The organism is Nocardioides bruguierae, assembly GCF_023656415.1.
Classification (GTDB): Bacteria; Actinomycetota; Actinomycetes; order Propionibacteriales; family Nocardioidaceae; genus Nocardioides; species Nocardioides bruguierae.
The window spans coordinates 323,139-338,423 of the sequence record NZ_JAMOIL010000001.1 but is presented as its reverse complement, the minus strand read 5'-3'; the positions used below and the strand labels follow the sequence as shown (position 1 = coordinate 338,423).

Annotated in this window: 15 protein-coding genes; 5 read left to right on the top strand and 10 right to left on the bottom strand. The window is 73.1% G+C overall.

Annotation, left to right across the window (positions count from 1 at the left end):
• The first annotated feature begins 4 nt into the window (after positions 1 to 4).
• Positions 5 to 955, top strand: a complete 951-nt coding sequence (locus M8330_RS01655) for a GNAT family N-acetyltransferase (protein WP_250825907.1) — start codon at positions 5 to 7, stop codon at positions 953 to 955.
• Between the two features lie 37 nt (positions 956 to 992).
• Here the strand turns inward: M8330_RS01655 and M8330_RS22290 are convergent, their stop codons facing one another.
• Both M8330_RS22290 and M8330_RS01645 read right to left on the bottom strand, forming a co-directional pair.
• Positions 993 to 1,451 carry an Lrp/AsnC family transcriptional regulator gene (locus tag M8330_RS22290; RefSeq protein ID WP_250054474.1) on the bottom strand — a complete coding sequence of 153 codons (459 nt, stop codon included), beginning with the start codon at positions 1,449 to 1,451 and terminating at the stop codon, positions 993 to 995.
• 95 nt (positions 1,452 to 1,546) lie between these two features.
• Positions 1,547 to 2,746 (bottom strand): glycoside hydrolase family 3 N-terminal domain-containing protein, encoded by a 1,200-nt coding sequence (locus tag M8330_RS01645; protein ID WP_250825906.1) that lies wholly within the window; start codon positions 2,744 to 2,746, stop codon positions 1,547 to 1,549.
• A 127-nt stretch (positions 2,747 to 2,873) separates the two neighbouring features.
• Between M8330_RS01645 and M8330_RS01640 the strand changes: the two genes are divergently transcribed.
• From M8330_RS01640 to M8330_RS01625, 4 genes are all read left to right on the top strand, one after another.
• Entirely contained in the window at positions 2,874 to 3,800 is a 927-nt protein-coding gene (locus M8330_RS01640) for a 5'-3' exonuclease (RefSeq protein ID WP_250054470.1), read from the top strand.
• Between the two features lie 87 nt (positions 3,801 to 3,887).
• On the top strand, positions 3,888 to 4,547 hold the full coding sequence (locus tag M8330_RS01635; protein ID WP_250825905.1) for an SDR family oxidoreductase: 660 nt from the start codon (positions 3,888 to 3,890) through the stop codon (positions 4,545 to 4,547).
• Between the two features lie 202 nt (positions 4,548 to 4,749).
• The gene (locus M8330_RS01630) at positions 4,750 to 5,208 is read left to right on the top strand and encodes a MarR family winged helix-turn-helix transcriptional regulator (RefSeq protein ID WP_250825904.1); all 459 of its coding nucleotides are present in this window, start codon (positions 4,750 to 4,752) and stop codon (positions 5,206 to 5,208) included.
• Positions 5,205 to 6,605, top strand: a complete 1,401-nt coding sequence (locus M8330_RS01625; RefSeq protein WP_250825903.1) for an MFS transporter — start codon at positions 5,205 to 5,207, stop codon at positions 6,603 to 6,605. Before M8330_RS01630 ends, M8330_RS01625 begins: the two co-directional genes overlap by 4 nt.
• Before the next feature lie 15 nt (positions 6,606 to 6,620).
• Here the strand turns inward: M8330_RS01625 and M8330_RS01620 are convergent, their stop codons facing one another.
• From M8330_RS01620 to M8330_RS22285, 8 genes are all read right to left on the bottom strand, one after another.
• Positions 6,621 to 9,470, bottom strand: coding sequence for a DEAD/DEAH box helicase (locus tag M8330_RS01620; RefSeq protein ID WP_250825902.1), 2,850 nt, complete (start codon positions 9,468 to 9,470; stop codon positions 6,621 to 6,623).
• Between the two features lie 23 nt (positions 9,471 to 9,493).
• The gene (locus tag M8330_RS01615; protein ID WP_250825901.1) at positions 9,494 to 10,390 is read right to left on the bottom strand and encodes a diacylglycerol kinase; all 897 of its coding nucleotides are present in this window, start codon (positions 10,388 to 10,390) and stop codon (positions 9,494 to 9,496) included.
• 150 nt (positions 10,391 to 10,540) lie between these two features.
• The gene (locus M8330_RS01610) at positions 10,541 to 10,948 is read right to left on the bottom strand and encodes a hypothetical protein (RefSeq protein WP_250825900.1); all 408 of its coding nucleotides are present in this window, start codon (positions 10,946 to 10,948) and stop codon (positions 10,541 to 10,543) included.
• Positions 10,945 to 11,778: a twin-arginine translocase subunit TatC gene (gene tatC, locus M8330_RS01605; protein WP_250825899.1), complete on the bottom strand. Its 834-nt coding sequence runs from the start codon at positions 11,776 to 11,778 to the stop codon at positions 10,945 to 10,947. Before tatC ends, M8330_RS01610 begins: the two co-directional genes overlap by 4 nt.
• A gap of 21 nt (positions 11,779 to 11,799) precedes the next feature.
• On the bottom strand, positions 11,800 to 12,078 hold the full coding sequence (gene tatA, locus M8330_RS01600) for a Sec-independent protein translocase subunit TatA (RefSeq protein ID WP_250054457.1): 279 nt from the start codon (positions 12,076 to 12,078) through the stop codon (positions 11,800 to 11,802).
• Positions 12,079 to 12,171: 93 nt separating this feature from the next.
• Positions 12,172 to 13,164, bottom strand: a complete 993-nt coding sequence (locus M8330_RS01595) for a helix-turn-helix transcriptional regulator (protein WP_250825898.1) — start codon at positions 13,162 to 13,164, stop codon at positions 12,172 to 12,174.
• The gene (locus tag M8330_RS01590) at positions 13,161 to 14,168 is read right to left on the bottom strand and encodes a helix-turn-helix transcriptional regulator (protein WP_250825897.1); all 1,008 of its coding nucleotides are present in this window, start codon (positions 14,166 to 14,168) and stop codon (positions 13,161 to 13,163) included. Before M8330_RS01590 ends, M8330_RS01595 begins: the two co-directional genes overlap by 4 nt.
• Positions 14,169 to 14,287: 119 nt before the next feature.
• Complete coding sequence (locus M8330_RS22285; RefSeq protein WP_250825896.1) at positions 14,288 to 15,283, bottom strand: FKBP-type peptidyl-prolyl cis-trans isomerase; 996 nt, start codon at positions 15,281 to 15,283, stop codon at positions 14,288 to 14,290.
• Positions 15,284 to 15,285 lie beyond the last annotated feature (2 nt).

Sequence of the window (15,285 nt, the reverse complement as noted above, 5' to 3'; positions counted from 1 at the left end):
CGGGGTGCTGAGTCTCTCCCGGTTCCCCGACGCCGACCTGTCCCGCTGGGCCGAGGTCGTCCGTGAGCGCCGCACGCGCCTGCGCGAGCTGCCGTTGACCGGTGAGCCCGAGCTGTTCGCCCCGGTCGCGGAGGCCCGCGTGAAGGCCTCCCTGGAGCGGATGCTGCCGGGCGACCGACCCGCGGAGCAGCAGGCGCTGCACCTGGTCTCCGACGTCGGCTTCCCGATCGGGTGGGTGTGGCTCGGCCGCCCCGACCGGGGGCGGCTCGTCGTGCTCGACACCAGTCTCGTCACCCCCGAGCGTGCCGGGGACCTGCGCGCGCTGGTGGAGGAGACCGCTGCCCGCGACGGCGTCCGGGAGGTCGAGCTCCTGCTCTCCCCCGACGACGCCACGCACGCCGCCTGGAAGGCCGCCGGCCCCCTGGACCTCGTCGCCCAGCGGCGGGTGCTGCCGCTGCTGCCGGGCGCTCCGGGGCCGGAGACGTCCGGGCTGGAGCTGCGGCCGATGACCCCGGAGTCCTTCGCGCGCTTCATCGAGCGGTCGGGGCGCGAGTACGCGCAGACCCGGCAGCAGGCGGAGCCGCACCGCGACGCCGACCAGGTCGCCCGCGAGGCGGCCGAGCAGCTCCAGGGGCTGCTCCCGCTCGGCTCGGCGACACCGGGCCAGGCGTTCTTCGACGTGCTGCGCGACGGCGCGCTCGCCGCCGTCCTGTGGCTCGGGGTGGAGCCGCCGGCGGCGTTCGTCTACGAGGTCCGCGTCGAGGAGGACGCCCGCGGCGCGGGCGTGGGCCGCGCGACCATGCAGGCGGCGGCCGCCTGGTGCACGGGCCAGGGGCTGAGCGCCCTCGGGCTGAACGTCTTCGCGTCGAACACGCCGGCGCGGCGCCTGTACGAGTCGCTGGGCTACCAGCTCGTGGACGAGGCGTGCACGGTTTCGCTGGGCCGACCCGACTGACGGGCGCAGCTGACCGGCCGGGCGCGGGTGTGGCGGCTCACGCGCCGGTGACGGGCCGGTTCTCGTAGTACGTGGTGAGCACGATGGTGGTGCGGGTGGAGACGTCCGCGGCGTGCCGGATGCGCGCCAGGAGCTCCTCCATGGCGGCCGGGGTGGTCGAGCGGACCTTCAGCACGTAGGACTCGTCGCCGGCCACCGACCAGCACGACTCGATCTCGGGGATGTGCTTGAGCCGCTCGGGGCAGTCGTCCGGCGACGACGGGTCCATCGGCCGGATCGAGATGAGCGCCGTGAGCGGCAGCCCGATCTCGGCGTGGTTGATGGTCGCGCCGTAGCCCTGGATGAGCCCGCGCTGCTCGAGCCGCTTCACCCGCTGGTGGACGGCGGACGTCGACAGCCCGGTCGCCTTGCCGAGGTCGGTGTAGGACATCCGTCCGTCGGTGGCGAGCAGCTGCAGGATCTTCCTGTCGGTCGCCTCGACCGCCGTCTGACTCACGGTGACACCGTAAAGGAGGCGTTGATCCTCCGGTGGTGGTGTCTTGACCCGTGGACCGTGCTGTCGCCCCCGAGCTGAACGGCCCGCGGAGGGCCTCACAGGAGGCCGTGTGCGTCCTTCATCTCCAGCACCCGCAGCGCGCTCGCGCGGATCTTGCGGCGGAACGACGGGCTGTCCTGGCCGCGGCGCACCAGGGCGGCCACCATGGCCGGAGCCACGTCCGGGGTGACGGTGACGACGAGGTCGGCGCCCGCCGCGACCGCCAGCACCGCGCGCCGGCCGGGCGACCACGCCTGCACCTGGGCCGCCTGGCCGAGGTCGTCGGTCATGACCACGCCGGTGAAGCCGAGCCGCGTCCGCAGCAGGTCCTGGGTCACGGCCGAGGAGAAGACCGCCGGGCGGGAGCCGTCGATCCGGCTGTAGGTGGCCGAGGACATCATCACCGTCTCGGCTCCGTGGGAGATCGCAGCCGCGAACGGGTCCAGGTAGGACGACCGTGGGCCGGTCTCGGTGTCGGTGACCCCGCTGTCGGTGTCGGTGTTCGCGCTGACGCGCCCCAGCCCGGGGAAGTGCTTGGCCGCGGCGACCAGCCCGGCGTCCCGGAAGCCGGCCAGCGCGGCCCAGCCCTTCCGTCGTACGCGCTGCACCGTGTAGCCGTACTCGCGGTCGTAGGCGCCGATGGGCGGGTTCTGCGCCGCGGCCTGCGGCCCGGGCACCGTGCCCAGCACCGGTGCCAGGTTCATCGACACCCCCGCGTCCACGAGCGAGGAGCCCCAGCGGTGCGCGTGGCGCCGCACGACGACGGGCCGCCACGTCCCCTGCTCCAGGGCCGAGGGGATGCCCCGGAAGCCGTCACCGGAGAGAACCTGCACCGCGCCGCCCTCCTGGTCGGTCGCGACCAGCGGTGCGACCCAGCGGGTGGCGCCCGGGTGCCGCGGGCGGGTGACGCGGCGCGTGAGGCGCTCGCTCACCGCGGCGGTCGCGGCGACCCCGGCGTCCGAGCGGCCGGTCAGCATGACGTTGCCGACGTGCAGGTCGGTGAGCTGGGTGAGTACCTGCGAGGACGCCTGGTCGGCGGGGGTGCCGACCATGAGGAGCTGTCCGACCTGCTGGCGCAGCGTCATGTGCCGCAGCACCCGGCGTGGGGTGCGGGCGTCGTCGGCACGCAGGGCGGTGGTCGCGGCGGTCGCGGCGGCGCTGGCGGCGCTGCTCGTGACCGCGTCCGCCGTGACTGCGTCCGCCGTGGCCGGGGTGGCCGTGGCGGCGAGGCTGCCGACGAGCGCGAGCGCGACCACGGCACGGGTGCCGCGCGACGCGGAGGGCAGGACGGGAGGAACCGGTGAGCCATCACCGCGACGGTACGTCGGCGCCGGCCGTTCTCCGAACCGGGTGGACGTCGGCGCGGGCTGACAGACTGCGCCCATGCCCGAGCCCCGCCTGATGCTCCTCGACACCGCCTCCCTCTACTTCCGCGCCTTCTTCGGGGTGCCCCCGGTGGACGGCCCGGACGGGACGCCGGTGAACGCCGTCCGCGGGTTGCTGGACTTCATCAGCCGCCTGGTCGACACCTACTCCCCCACCCACGTCGTGTGCTGCTGGGACGACGACTGGCGCCCGCAGTGGCGCGTCGACCTCGTGCCGACGTACAAGGCGCACCGGGTGGTCGAGGAGACCGAGGTCGGTGCCGACGTGGAGGAGGTGCCCGACCCGCTGCAGGTGCAGGTGCCGATCATCCGCGAGGTGCTCGCGGCGTTCGGGATCACCGTCGTCGGCGCCCCGGAGGCGGAGGCCGACGACGTGATCGGAACCCTGGCCACGGACGCCGGCATGCCCGTCGACGTGGTGACCGGGGACCGCGACCTCTTCCAGCTGGTCGACGACGCGGCCGGCGTGCGGGTCGTCTACACGGTCAAGGGCGTCGGCAACGCCGAGCAGGTGGACGAGGCGTGGGTCCGGGCGAAGTACGACGTCGAGGCCGCCCAGTACGCCGACTTCGCCACGATGCGCGGCGACTCCTCCGACGGGCTGCCCGGCGTCAAGGGCGTCGGGGAGAAGACCGCCGCGAAGCTGCTGGCCGCGCACGGCGACCTCGCCGGTGTCCGGGCCGCGGCGGCGGACGAGAGCGTCGCGATGGCCGCCGGCGTCCGGGCCAAGGTGCTCGCCGCGGCCGACTACCTGGACGTGGCGCCCACCGTCGTGGCGGTGAAGCGGGACCTGCCCCTCGAGCGCGGCGTCGGGGCCCTGCCCACCGCACCCCGGGACCCGGAGGCGCTGGCAGCGCTGACCGAGCGGTACGGGCTGACCTCGCCCGTGGAGCGACTGACCGGGGTGCTGGCCGCGCACGGCTGAGCCGCGGCGGGTGAGGGATCGCACGTGTAGGCGGTGCTCACCCCCGGGGACCAGCCCGCGACCTCGGCGGGGACGTACGTTCGGGACATGTCTTCCATCGCGATCGTCGGGGGCCACGGCAAGGTGGCCCAGCAGCTCATCCGCGTCCTGGCCGGGCAGGGCGACACGCCCGTCGCCCTGGTGCGCCGGGCCGAGTACAAGGCCGAGCTCGAGGCGCTCGGCGCCGAGGTCCGCCTCCTCGACATCGAGAACAGCGACAGCGGCGACTTCGCCGGCGCCTTCGAGGGCTGCGACGCAGTCGTCTTCGCCGCCGGCGGCGGCGCCGACGGCAACATCGAGCGCAAGCGCACCGTCGACCTCGAGGGCTCGCTGAAGTCCATCGAGGGCGCCCGCAAGGCCGGGATCGACCGGTTCGTGCAGGTCTCGGCCATCGGCGCGGACAACCCGCTGCCCGAGGACACCTCGGACGTGTGGCGCGCCTACGTGGAGGCCAAGCGGGACGCCGACGCGGCACTGCGCGACTCGGGCCTCGCCTGGACCGTCCTGCGCGCCGGTGCCCTCACCGACGACCCGGCCACGGACCGGGTCCTGCTGGCCGAGAATGTCGAGCGCGGCGAGATCTCCCGGGCCGACGTCGCCGCGGTCATCGCCGCGTTCCTCCACGACTCCGGCACCGTCGGCGTCCAGGTCGAGCTGGTCTCCGGTGAGCAGTCCGTCGCCGACGCCGTCGCGGGCGTGCGCGTCTGAGCCGCCGCGTCCCTACCTTCTCCTCCGCCCCGGTCTGCTCGGACCGGGGCGGAGGTGCGTCCGGAGCAGAGTGGGTCGGGTTTGGTCACCAACGTGCGGTTCCGGGGCCTCCGGGACGGGGTTGGTGACCAAACGTGAGGTCGGAGAGCAGAGTTCGGCAGCCGTACGTGATCAGTCCGGACTGTCGACCTACGCTGGAGACATGAGTGCCGACGACAACCACCTGCAGCACGAGGACGCCGACCAGGCCGTGGTGGCGGCCCGGCTGCTGGTGACCGTGACCGGGCGGCTGCGGCGGCGCCTGCGCGAGCACCAGGAGGCCGGGCTGACCCCCTCGCAGACGTCGGTGCTCAGCCGGCTGGACAAGCACGGACCCTCGACCGCTGCGGCGCTGGCCGCGGCCGAGCGGGTGCGCCCGCAGTCCATGGGCGCCACGCTCGGGGCGCTCGAGGAGGCAGGCATGGTGCGACGCGATCCCGACCCGCAGGACGGACGCCGGCTGGTGGTCTCCCCCAGCGAGGCGGGCACGGCGTGGCTCGAGCGGCGCCGCACCGAGCGCGAGGACTGGTTGGTCAGCACCCTGCGCGAGAGGTTGGACGCGGCGCAGACCGCCGACGTCGTCCGCGCCCTCGAGCACCTGGAGCGGAGCGTGCTGGCGTGAGCGCGGACGCGGCGGAGCAGCCCGGGACCCGCGAGCGGCTGCGGGACTCCTTCGACACCAGGCTGCTGGCGCCGATGATGCTCGGCTCGGTGCTCAACCCGATCAACTCCTCGATCATCGCCGTCGCGCTGGTGCCGATCGGTCTCGCGCTGCGCGTGTCCAGCGGCGAGACCGCCTGGCTGGTATCGTCGCTGTACCTGGCCACCGCGATCGGTCAGCCCGTGGTGGGGCGTCTGGTCGACGTCGTCGGCCCCCGCACGCTCTTCCTCGCCGGTGGCGCGCTGGTCGGCGTCGGCGGCCTGCTCGGCACGTTCGCCCAGGACCTCGGGACGCTGGTGGCGGCCCGGGTCCTCATCGGGCTCGGCACCTGCGCCGGCTACCCCTCGGCGATGTACCTGATCCGCAGCGAGGCCGCGCGCACCGGCCGGGACTCCCCCGCCACGGTGCTCACCCTGCTGACCGTCTCCAGCCAGACCGTCATCGTCATCGGGCCGACCCTCGGCGGCCTGCTCATCGACCTCGGCGGCTGGCGCGCCACGTTCGCCGTGGACGTGCCGCTCGCCGTCCTCGTCCTGGTCCTCGGCTGGCGTCGCGTCCCACCGACCCGCCACCCCGACGGCACCCGCCCCGCCCTCAGCCTCGACGTGCCCGGCGTCGCGCTCTTCAGCGCCCTGCTGGCCGCGCTCCTCGTCGTGCTGATGCTGCCCTCGACGTCCACCGCCTGGCTCCTGCTGGTGGTGGTCGCTGCCGGCGGCGGGCTCGTCTGGTGGGAACGTCGTCACGACGACCCGTTCATCGACGTCCGGGTGCTGGCCGGCAACCGCCCGCTCGTCCTCACCTACCTGCGCCAGCTGCTCACGGGCCTGACCTCCTACGGCGTGCTCTACGGCCTCACCCAGTGGTTCGAGGAGGGGCGCGGGCTCTCCCCCAGCGCCACCGGCCTCCTGCTGCTCCCGCTCAGCGGCGCCGCGCTCGTCGTCTCGGCGCTGACCGGGCGGCGGCCCGACGTCCACCTCAAGCTGGTCGTCGGCGCCGTCTTCCAGCTGGCCGGGGCGCTCTCGATGCTGCTGCTCGCCTCCGACTCGCCACTGTGGTTCCTGGTCGTGATGATCGTCGTGTTCGGCGTCCCGCAGGGGCTGCTCAACCTCGGCAACCAGAACGCGCTCTACCACCAGGCCGAGCCGTCGCGCACGGCCTCGTCCGCGGGCCTGCTGCGCACGTTCCTCTACCTGGGCGCGATCGGTTCCTCCGCCGCGATCGCCGCCTTCTACACGCAGGACGGCGGCAGCGCCGGCGTGCACGCGCTCGGCTGGTTCCTCGTGGTGGTCTCCGCGCTCAACGTGGCGCTCACCGTGCTGGACCCGTCGCTGCGGCGCGTCGGGGTCCGCGGGGACTGATCCGGCGAACCGGGCTCAGGCCCCCTCGGCCACGCCCGACATCGCCACCACGCCGCGCTTGAGCCGGTCGCTCACCTGCCGGGCGGTGCGCCGCAGCGGGGTGTCGCCCGCCGCGTCCGCCACCTGGCCGGCCAGGTCGAGGACCTGCTTCATCCACCGGACGAAGTCCCCGGCGGGCAGCCCGGAGGTGCCGAGCACGTCGTCGAGCTCGTCGCCCTCGCACCAGCGGTACGCGATCCAGGCGAAGCCCAGGTCGGGCATGCGCAGGAAGTCCAGCTTGTGCTCGCGCTCGGTGCGCTCGAGCTCGCCGGCGATGGAGACCATCGTGGCGATCGCCTCACGCACGTCTCCGCCGGGCAGGCGCGGCGGGCCGGCGTCGTCCGGCTTGCGCTGCTCGAAGACGAGCGTGGACAGGGCGGCCGCGAGGCCGGAGGGGCTCAGGCTCGACCACACGCCGCGCCGGATGCACTCGGCGGCGACGAGGTCCATCTCCGAGTAGAGCCGCATCAGGTGGGCGCCCTCGTCGGTGACCTCGGTGGCCTGAGGGTTGAGGTAGCCGAGCTGCGCCAGCAGGTCGCAGACCCGGTCGAACGTGCGGGCCACGGTGTTGGTGCGGTTCTCCACGCGCCGCTGGAGCGTGAGGACGTCCTTCTCCAGCTTGTACCAGCGCTCGGCCCAGCGGGCGTGGTCCTCCCGGTCCGGGCACTCGTGGCAGGGGTGCTCCTTGAGCCGGCGCCGCAGGTCCGCGACCTCGCGCTCCCAGGCGCTGGGGCGTCCGTCGGCGCCGCCGGTTCCTGCGCCCCCGCGACCGCGAGGGGGTCGCCCGCCCACGCCGGGGGGCGGGATGTCGCGGCTGCGGGCGCGCAGCGCGGAGGCGAGGTCGCGTCGCATCTGCGGGTTGCGGTGGTTGAAGGACTTGGGCACCCGGATGCGGGCCAGCGCTGCGACGGGCTCGGGGAAGTCCATCATGGCCAGCCGCCTGGCCTGCCCGGCCGTCGTGATGACGAAGGGGCGCGGCGACTCCGGGTTCCAACCGTTCTCGATCACCACCGCCATCCCGGAGAACTTGCCGTGCGGCACCTCGATGACGTCACCGGGGCGCAGGGTCTTGATCGAGGCGGCGGCCTCGGTACGGCGGTCCTCGCGCTTGGCGCGGCTGGCGCCCTTCTCCACGTCGGAGATCTGGTGGCGCAGGGCGGCGTACTCCATGAAGTCGCCCCGGTCGCAGTGGGCGGCCTCGGCGTAGCCGTCCAGGGCCTCGGAGGCCTTGCGCAGCTGGCGTGCGAGCCCGACGACGGCGCGGTCGGCCTGGAACTGGGCGAAGGACTGCTCCAGCAGCTCGCGCGAGGTCTCGCGGCCGAAGCGGTTCACGAGGTTGACGGCCATGTTGTAGCTGGGCCGGAACGAGCTGCGCAGGGGGTAGGTGCGGGTCGAGGCGAGTCCGGCGATCTCGCGCGGGTCCATGCCCTGCTGCCACAGGACGACGCCGTGGCCCTCGGTGTCCAGGCCGCGCCGGCCCGCGCGGCCGACGAGCTGCGTGTACTCCCCGGGCGAGAGGTCGGCGTGGGTCTCGCCGTTCCACTTGCTCAGCTTCTCGATGACCACCGTGCGGGCAGGCATGTTGATGCCGAGCGCGAGGGTCTCGGTGGCGAAGACGACCTTGCACAGGCCGCGCAGGTACAGCTCCTCCACCACGGTCTTGAACGCCGGGAGCATGCCGGCGTGGTGGGCGGCGACGCCGCGGGAGAGGCCGTCGAGGAAGTCGTGGTAGCCGAGGACGTGCAGGTCCTCGGAGTCCAGGTGCCGGCAGGACGCCTCCACGAAGTCGACGATCTCGTCGCGCTCCTCGGGGGTGGTGAGGCGGACGTCGGCGGCCAGGCACTGGTCGACGGCGGCCGAGCAGCCTGCGCGGCTGAAGACGAACACGATCGCCGGCAGCAGGCCCTCGCGGTCGAGCCGCTCGATCACGTCCGTGCGGGACGGGATCCAGACCCGGCGTCCGTTGCCGATCTGCCGGGGGCCGCCACCGCGGGGGGTCTTGCCGCGACCCTTCGTGGCGCCCTTGGGCGAGCGGCGGTCCTTGAACCGGCTCGAGGCCCACTCGTCGCGCGCCACCTTGAGCAGCTCGTCGTTGACCGGGGCGCCCTCCTTGACGAAGCCCGCCGCCGCGTCCACGTCGGAGGAGGCGAAGAGGTCGAGCAGGCGCCGCCCGACCATGACGTGCTGGAACAGCGGCACCGGGCGCCGCTCCTCGACGATGGTGGTCGTCTCGCCGCGCACCGTGGCCAGCCACTCGCCGAACTCCTCGGCGTTGGAGACGGTCGCGGACAGCGACACCACCGTCACCGACTCGGCGAGGTGGATGATCACCTCCTCCCACACCGCGCCGCGGGAGCGGTCGGCGAGGTAGTGCACCTCGTCCATCACCACGTAGCCGAGGCGGTCCAGGGTGCGGGAGTCGGCGTAGATCATGTTGCGCAGGACCTCGGTGGTCATCACGACCACGTCGGCCTCGCCGTTGACGGTGTTGTCACCGGTGAGAAGGCCGACCTTGTCCGAGCCGTAGCGCTCGACCAGGTCGGCGTACTTCTGGTTGCTCAGCGCCTTGATCGGCGTCGTGTAGAACGCCTTGCGGCCCGTCGCCAGGGCCAGGTGGATGGCGAACTCGCCGACGATCGTCTTGCCCGAGCCCGTGGGGGCCGCGACCAGCACGCCTCGTCCTTCTTCGATCTCGCGGCAGGCCCGGACCTGGAAGTCGTCGAGGCCGAAGTCGTAGAGAGCGGAGAAGTCCTTGAAGACCGGGTGCTCGCGGGTGCGACGGTAGGCGGAGTACCGCTCCGACGGTGACAGCTCGTCGGTGCTCATGGCCCCAACCTACGTGCCGGACCTCAGGACAGGACGTGGAGGGCGCCGGGACGCGCCGTGACCGTCATCGGCAGCGGGCCCAGGCGCTCGCCGTCCGCGTAGGCGACGATGCCGTCGGCGACCACCTCGACGCTGCGCACCCGGTACCGCTCGAAGGCCGGGTGGGAGAGGTGGGTGCCCTTGAACAGCTTCGGGTAGGTCTTCACCAGCTCCAGCTTGCTCACCGGCTTGATGACCACGACGTCGAGGAGGCCGTCGTCCACCCGGGCGCCCTCGGCGATCCGCAGGCCCCCGCCGAAGGACGGCAGGTTGCCGACCGAGACCATCATCGCCTCCAGCTCGACCTGCTCGCCGTCCAGCTCGAGGCGGTAGCCGAGCGGTCGGAAGGTGCGCAGCTCGGCCAACGTGGCGAGGTTGTACCTCATCTGCCCGCGCGGCCAGCGCATCTGGTTGGCCCGCTCGTTGACGATCGCGTCGAAGCCGGCGCACATAACGGTGACGAACGCGGTGCCGCCGGCGTCGGCGACGTCCACGCGAGTGACCTGGGCGGTGAGCAGGTGGCGGACGGCGGCCGCGACGTCGTCACGCGGCAGGCCCAGGTGCCGCGCCACGTCGTTGCCGGTGCCCGCGGGGACGACCCCCAGCGGCGTGGCGGTGCCCGCGAGGACCTGCGTGGCCAGGTGGACCATCCCGTCGCCACCGGCGGCGAGCAGCGCGTCGACCCCCTCGTCGACGGCCTGCGCGGCGAGGCGCTGGGCGTCGGCGGCGTCGGTGCCCACCAGGTCGACGACGTCGACCCCGGCCGAGCCGAGCACCTGCAGCGCGGTCTCGCGCGCGGCCGCTCCCCTGCCCTTGCCGGCCGTCGGGTTGCTCAGCAGGGCCACCCTGCGCAGCCGTGTGCTGCCTTCCTGCGTGGTCACCGGCGCAATGTAGCCGGTTCGCGGCTCGGCGGGTGTGGCTCGGGTTTGGTCACCAACCCGGTGCTGGGAGGCTCCTGACACCGGGTTGGTGACCAAACGTGGGGTGTCGGGGGCCGGTTCGGCCCCGGTGGACCCGGTTCGGGCGGCGGCTCAGCGGCCGCCGATGCGCAGCAGGACCGCGTACCGCTCGGGCGATGCCCCGACGGCACGGGCGAGCCGGGACAGCGACTCCAGCACCAGGTCGGGGGCGAACTCCCGGCCCGGGACGGCGAGGGTCAGTCGGTCGTCGATGTCGAGCACCAGCACCTGGCCGTGGCGCCAGGCGCGGTGGGCCGCGGTGCGCACGTCGTTCCCCACGACGGTGGTCGGGTACGCCTCGTCCACGGCCAGCAGGTCGCAGACGAGGCGGTCGCCGTCGCCGCGGGCGGCGGGGTCCAGCCGGCCGGCGACCCGGTGCCCGGTGCGCAGGCCGGAGTCGGCGGACCACACGACGTCGGTCTCACCGAGCCACTCGGGCAGCTCGAAGGGGTCGGCCTCGCGGATCTCGCCGGAGATCACAGCGTGGAGGCCTCGTCCGGGGAGAGACCCGCGTTGACGCTCTTGCGGCCCCGTCGCCGGTCGTTGAGGCGGGCGATGACCTCGGCGATGAGGAACAGCAGCACCATCGGCACCGCCATGAACGTCATCGTGAACGGGTCGGCCGACGGGGTCGCCATGGCGGCGAAGACGAAGACGCCGACGATGATCCAGGACCGGTACTGGCCCAGCTGCTTGCCCGACACGACACCCGCCAGGTTCAGCAGCACGACGAAGACCGGGATCTCGAAGGCGATGCCGAAGACCAGCAGCGTGCGGGTGAAGAACTGCAGGTAGTCGTTGAAGTCGACGAGGTTGGTGATGCCCTCGGGGTTCAGCCCGATCAGGATCTCCAAGCCCTTCGGCAGGGTCACGTAGCCGAGCACCAGGCCGACCGCGAACAGTGGTGCGGCGATGGCGCCGAAGACCCGCGTCCACTTGCGCTCGTGGGCGTGCAGGCCGGGCAGGATGAAGGCCCAGATCTGGTACAGCCACACGGGGCTGGTCACCACGATCGCGGCGAACCCGCACAGCTTGAGGTACAGCATGAGGCCACCGCCGGCGCCGCTGGTGGTGGCGAGGCTGGCGCCGTCGGGGATGGTCTCCTGCGCCGAGCGGTACGGCCCGTAGACCAGGTCGTAGAGCTGGTCGAAGAAGAACAGCGCCAGGACGACGGCGAGGATGAGGGTCACCACCACCCGCAGGACGCGGGCACGCAGCTCGCGCAGGTGGTCGGAGAGCGCCATCCGACCGTCCTCGCCGATGGCGTGTGCGGGCTTGGTGGAGAAGAGCCGGAAGAGGACCTTGATCACGGAAGCGACAGGCGCGCGGCGTCAGCCGTGGTGCTTGTCGGTGCTCTCGTCACGCACGACGCCGGTCTGCTCGGCGGTGGTCGACGGGAGCTCGGCGGACGAACGCTGGGTGGTGCCCTCGGGGGCGTCCTTCTCGTCGTCGTCCTTCAGCGCCTTGGTCTCCGACTTGAAGATCCGCAGGGCCTGACCGGTCGAGCGGGCGAGGTCGGGGAGCTTCGCAGCGCCGAAGACCAGGATCACGATGACGAGGATGACGATCCACTCGGCACCCTGCGGCATGGCGAGAAACGGGGAGATCATGGTGAGGCTCGGCCTTCTGTCGGGGCGGTTTGACGTGTTGCTGGAACCTGCGCCGAGGCCACCACGGGGCGTGGCAGCCGCGACGTCGCCATGCTAGCCCCTCGGCCCATACGCGCTCAGCGTGAGTCGCGCCGCACCGAGAAAACGCTCGTCGAGCTCGTGGGGGCGCTCGACGCGAGCGTGCGGTGCGAGCCGCAGCATGAGCCGCACCAGCCAGCGCTCGTCGGCCACGGCGAGGTCGACGAGCAGGTCGTCGCCGTCCTCCCTGACCTCCAGCACGTCGTAGTACTCCACGACCCAGCGGGCGGACGGCGCGAGGCGCAGCGTCACCGTCGTGGCGTGCTGAGCCGGCAGGACTCCGTCGGAGAGGTCGCGCGGGGCCACCTGCTCGGTCTCCACGTCGTGCTCGAGCACCTCGGCCGACTGCACCCGGTCGAGCCGGAACAGCCGCGGCGCCTGCGCCGAGTGGCAGTAGGCGTCCAGGTAGGGGTGGTCGTCGGCGGTCACGACACCACGCGGGTCCACGACCCGCTCCGAGACCTCGTCGCGGGAGGGCACGAAGTAGGTCAGGCGCACCTGCTTGCCCGCGCGGACGGCGGCCTCCAGCCGCGTCACCAGGTCGGAGTGGTCCGGCGCCCGGCGCTCGCTGCCGAGCTCGACCTCGGCGACGGCGCCCGCCTCGGCGGCGGCGATCTCCAGCTTGGCCAGCGCCCTGTCCACGACCGGGCGGGTCGCCTCGTCCGCGCTCTCGCGCAGGGCCCGCAGCGCGACGATGACCGCGCTGGCCTCGGTGGCCGAGAGCCGCAGCGGGCGGGCCAGGTACTCGGCGTTGGTGACCCGCACGACGCCGTCCGCGCCCTCGCCCTCGAGGGCGTCGAGGTCGACGTCGATGAGGTCGTCCGGGAAGCCGCCCGGCAGGCCGCACATCAGCAGCACCTTGAGGTCGCGCAACAGCTGCTCGGGAGGGACGCCGAGGTCGGCGGCGACCTCCTCCAGGTGCACCTCCCCGCGGGAGTGCAGGTACGGGACGAGGGCGAGCAGCCGGGCGACCTGGTCGCGGGCGCCCGCGGCGGCGGTCTGGGTCATCGGGTCCCCTCGCTGGTCGGTGCGGTGTCGTGCGGGGTCTCCCCCAGCAGGCGGGAGAGCCGGGTGACGACCTCGGTGCGCAGCGACTCCGGCTGCTCGACGACGACCGCGGCGCCGTGGCCGAGCACGTCGTCGGCCAGACCGTGGCCGCTGTGCTCGAGGCGCAGCCGGTCCCAGCCGGTGGTGCCGTCCGGGCCGCTCACGCCCGTCGCGAGGACGGTCGCTCCCCGGCGCAGCTGGTGGCCGGCGTCCCGACGCACGAGGAGCTCGGCGGTCACGGTCTCCGGCGGCGGGGCCAGGCGGCGGATGCTCTCCCCCACGTCCGTGCCCTCGGGCACGGCGTAGGCGCCCGGGCGGCCGAACCGCTTGGGGGCGCCCTGGACCCGGGAGAGGCGGAAGATGCGTTCCTCGCCGCGGTCGGTGTCGAGGCCGACGACGTACCAGCGGCCCGCGTAGCGGCCCACGCCCCACGGCTGGAGCTTGCGGCGGGTGACCTCGGTGCGGCCGGCGCGCCGGTAGTCGAAGCGGACGGCGCAGCGGTCCTGGACGGCCTCCCAGAAGACGTCGAACCCCGGCTCGTCGGCCGAGAGCCGCGGCGAGACGAGGTCGAGCGCCTCGGTGTCGAGGTCGACGCCGAGGGCGCTCAGCTTGCGCACCGCGTCCGTGGTGACGTCGGCGAGCCGGGCGTTCTGCCACACGCGGGTGGCGAGCCCGATGACGGAGGCCTCGTCGGCGGTGAGGTCGACGGGCGGGAGTGCGAGCCGCTCAGGGCTGATCCGGTAGCCGGGCTCGTCGTCGAAGAGCGGGTCCAGCGTGCCGACCTCGATCGGGACCCCGAGGCTGCGCAGCTCCTCCTTGTCCCGGTCGAAGGTGCGCTCGAACCCGTCGTCCGGGGAGTCCGCGTAGAGCAGCTCGCGGATGCGCGACTTGGGCACGTAGCGGCGCTGCACCAGCAGCATGATGAGCAGGTTGAGCAAGCGCTCGCTCTTGCGGCCGTTCGACATGGGCTCCCTCCGGTACGGGCCGCTGCGGACAGACGGCCGGGGCCGGGCTCCACCAGCAGGACGGCGGCACGCCGCCGTCCTGGGAGGGAACCCGACCCCGGAAGCCTACGAGACGACGGTCAGGAGACCGCCAGGATGTCGAGCACGAAGTACAGCGTGTCGTCGCCCTCGATGCCGGCGCTGGAGTTGCCCGAGGTGCCGTAGCCGTTCCTCGGGTTGATCTGGAGCCAGATCCGGTCGCCCACGTGGGCGCCCACGAGGCCCTTGACCCAGCCGTCGATGAGGCTGCCGGAGGCGACCTGGAAGGCGGCGGGGCTGCCGGTGAAGCTGGAGTCGAAGGGCTCGTCGGCGCCGTAGACCTGGCCGATGTAGTTGGCCATGACCGTGTCGCCCTCCTCGATCTCCTCACCGTCACCCTCGACCACGGTCTCGACCTCGAGCTTGCCGGTGGGCTCGGGGACGTCGGTGAAGTCCATGGCCTCCGGGGTGCCGTCGTCGGCGAGCGTGAGACCGGGCAGCCAGTCGGAGGCGTCGGTCTCGAAGGCGTCGTCGCTCATGTCGGCCTGCGGGCCCAGGATGTCGAAGACGAGGACCAGCGGGTCGTCGTTCTCCATGTCCAGGCTGGTGGAGCTGGCGTCGCCGAAGATGTCCTCGACGGTGTCGGAGACGGCCACGCGCGTGCCGACCGTCTGACCGATCAGCGGCTCGGAGAGGGCGGCGGGGATGCCGTCGGTGGTGAGGTCGAGGACCTCGGGGCTGCCACCGTCGTAGGTCGAGTAGACGACGTCGCCCGAGGTGCCGTTGACGATCACGTACTCGATGAACGCGGCCGGGTCCTCGTCGCCGCCGACGACCAGGCCGTCGCCCTCGGTGAGGGTCTCGTAGGACAGGCCCTCGGGGGCGAAGGAGTCCCCCAGGTCGATCTTCGGCGTCTCGCCGACGTCGCCGGTGACCTCGAGCGAGCCCAGGTCGCCGGTGTCGGCGGGCGCGGTGACGGATGCGTCGGCCGAGGTGTCGCTCGAGGCGTCCTCGGAGTCCGAGCCGCACGCGGCGAGGGCACCCATCGCGAGGACGGGGACGAGGGCCAGCCGGACGGGCCGGGTGAATCGGGACACGC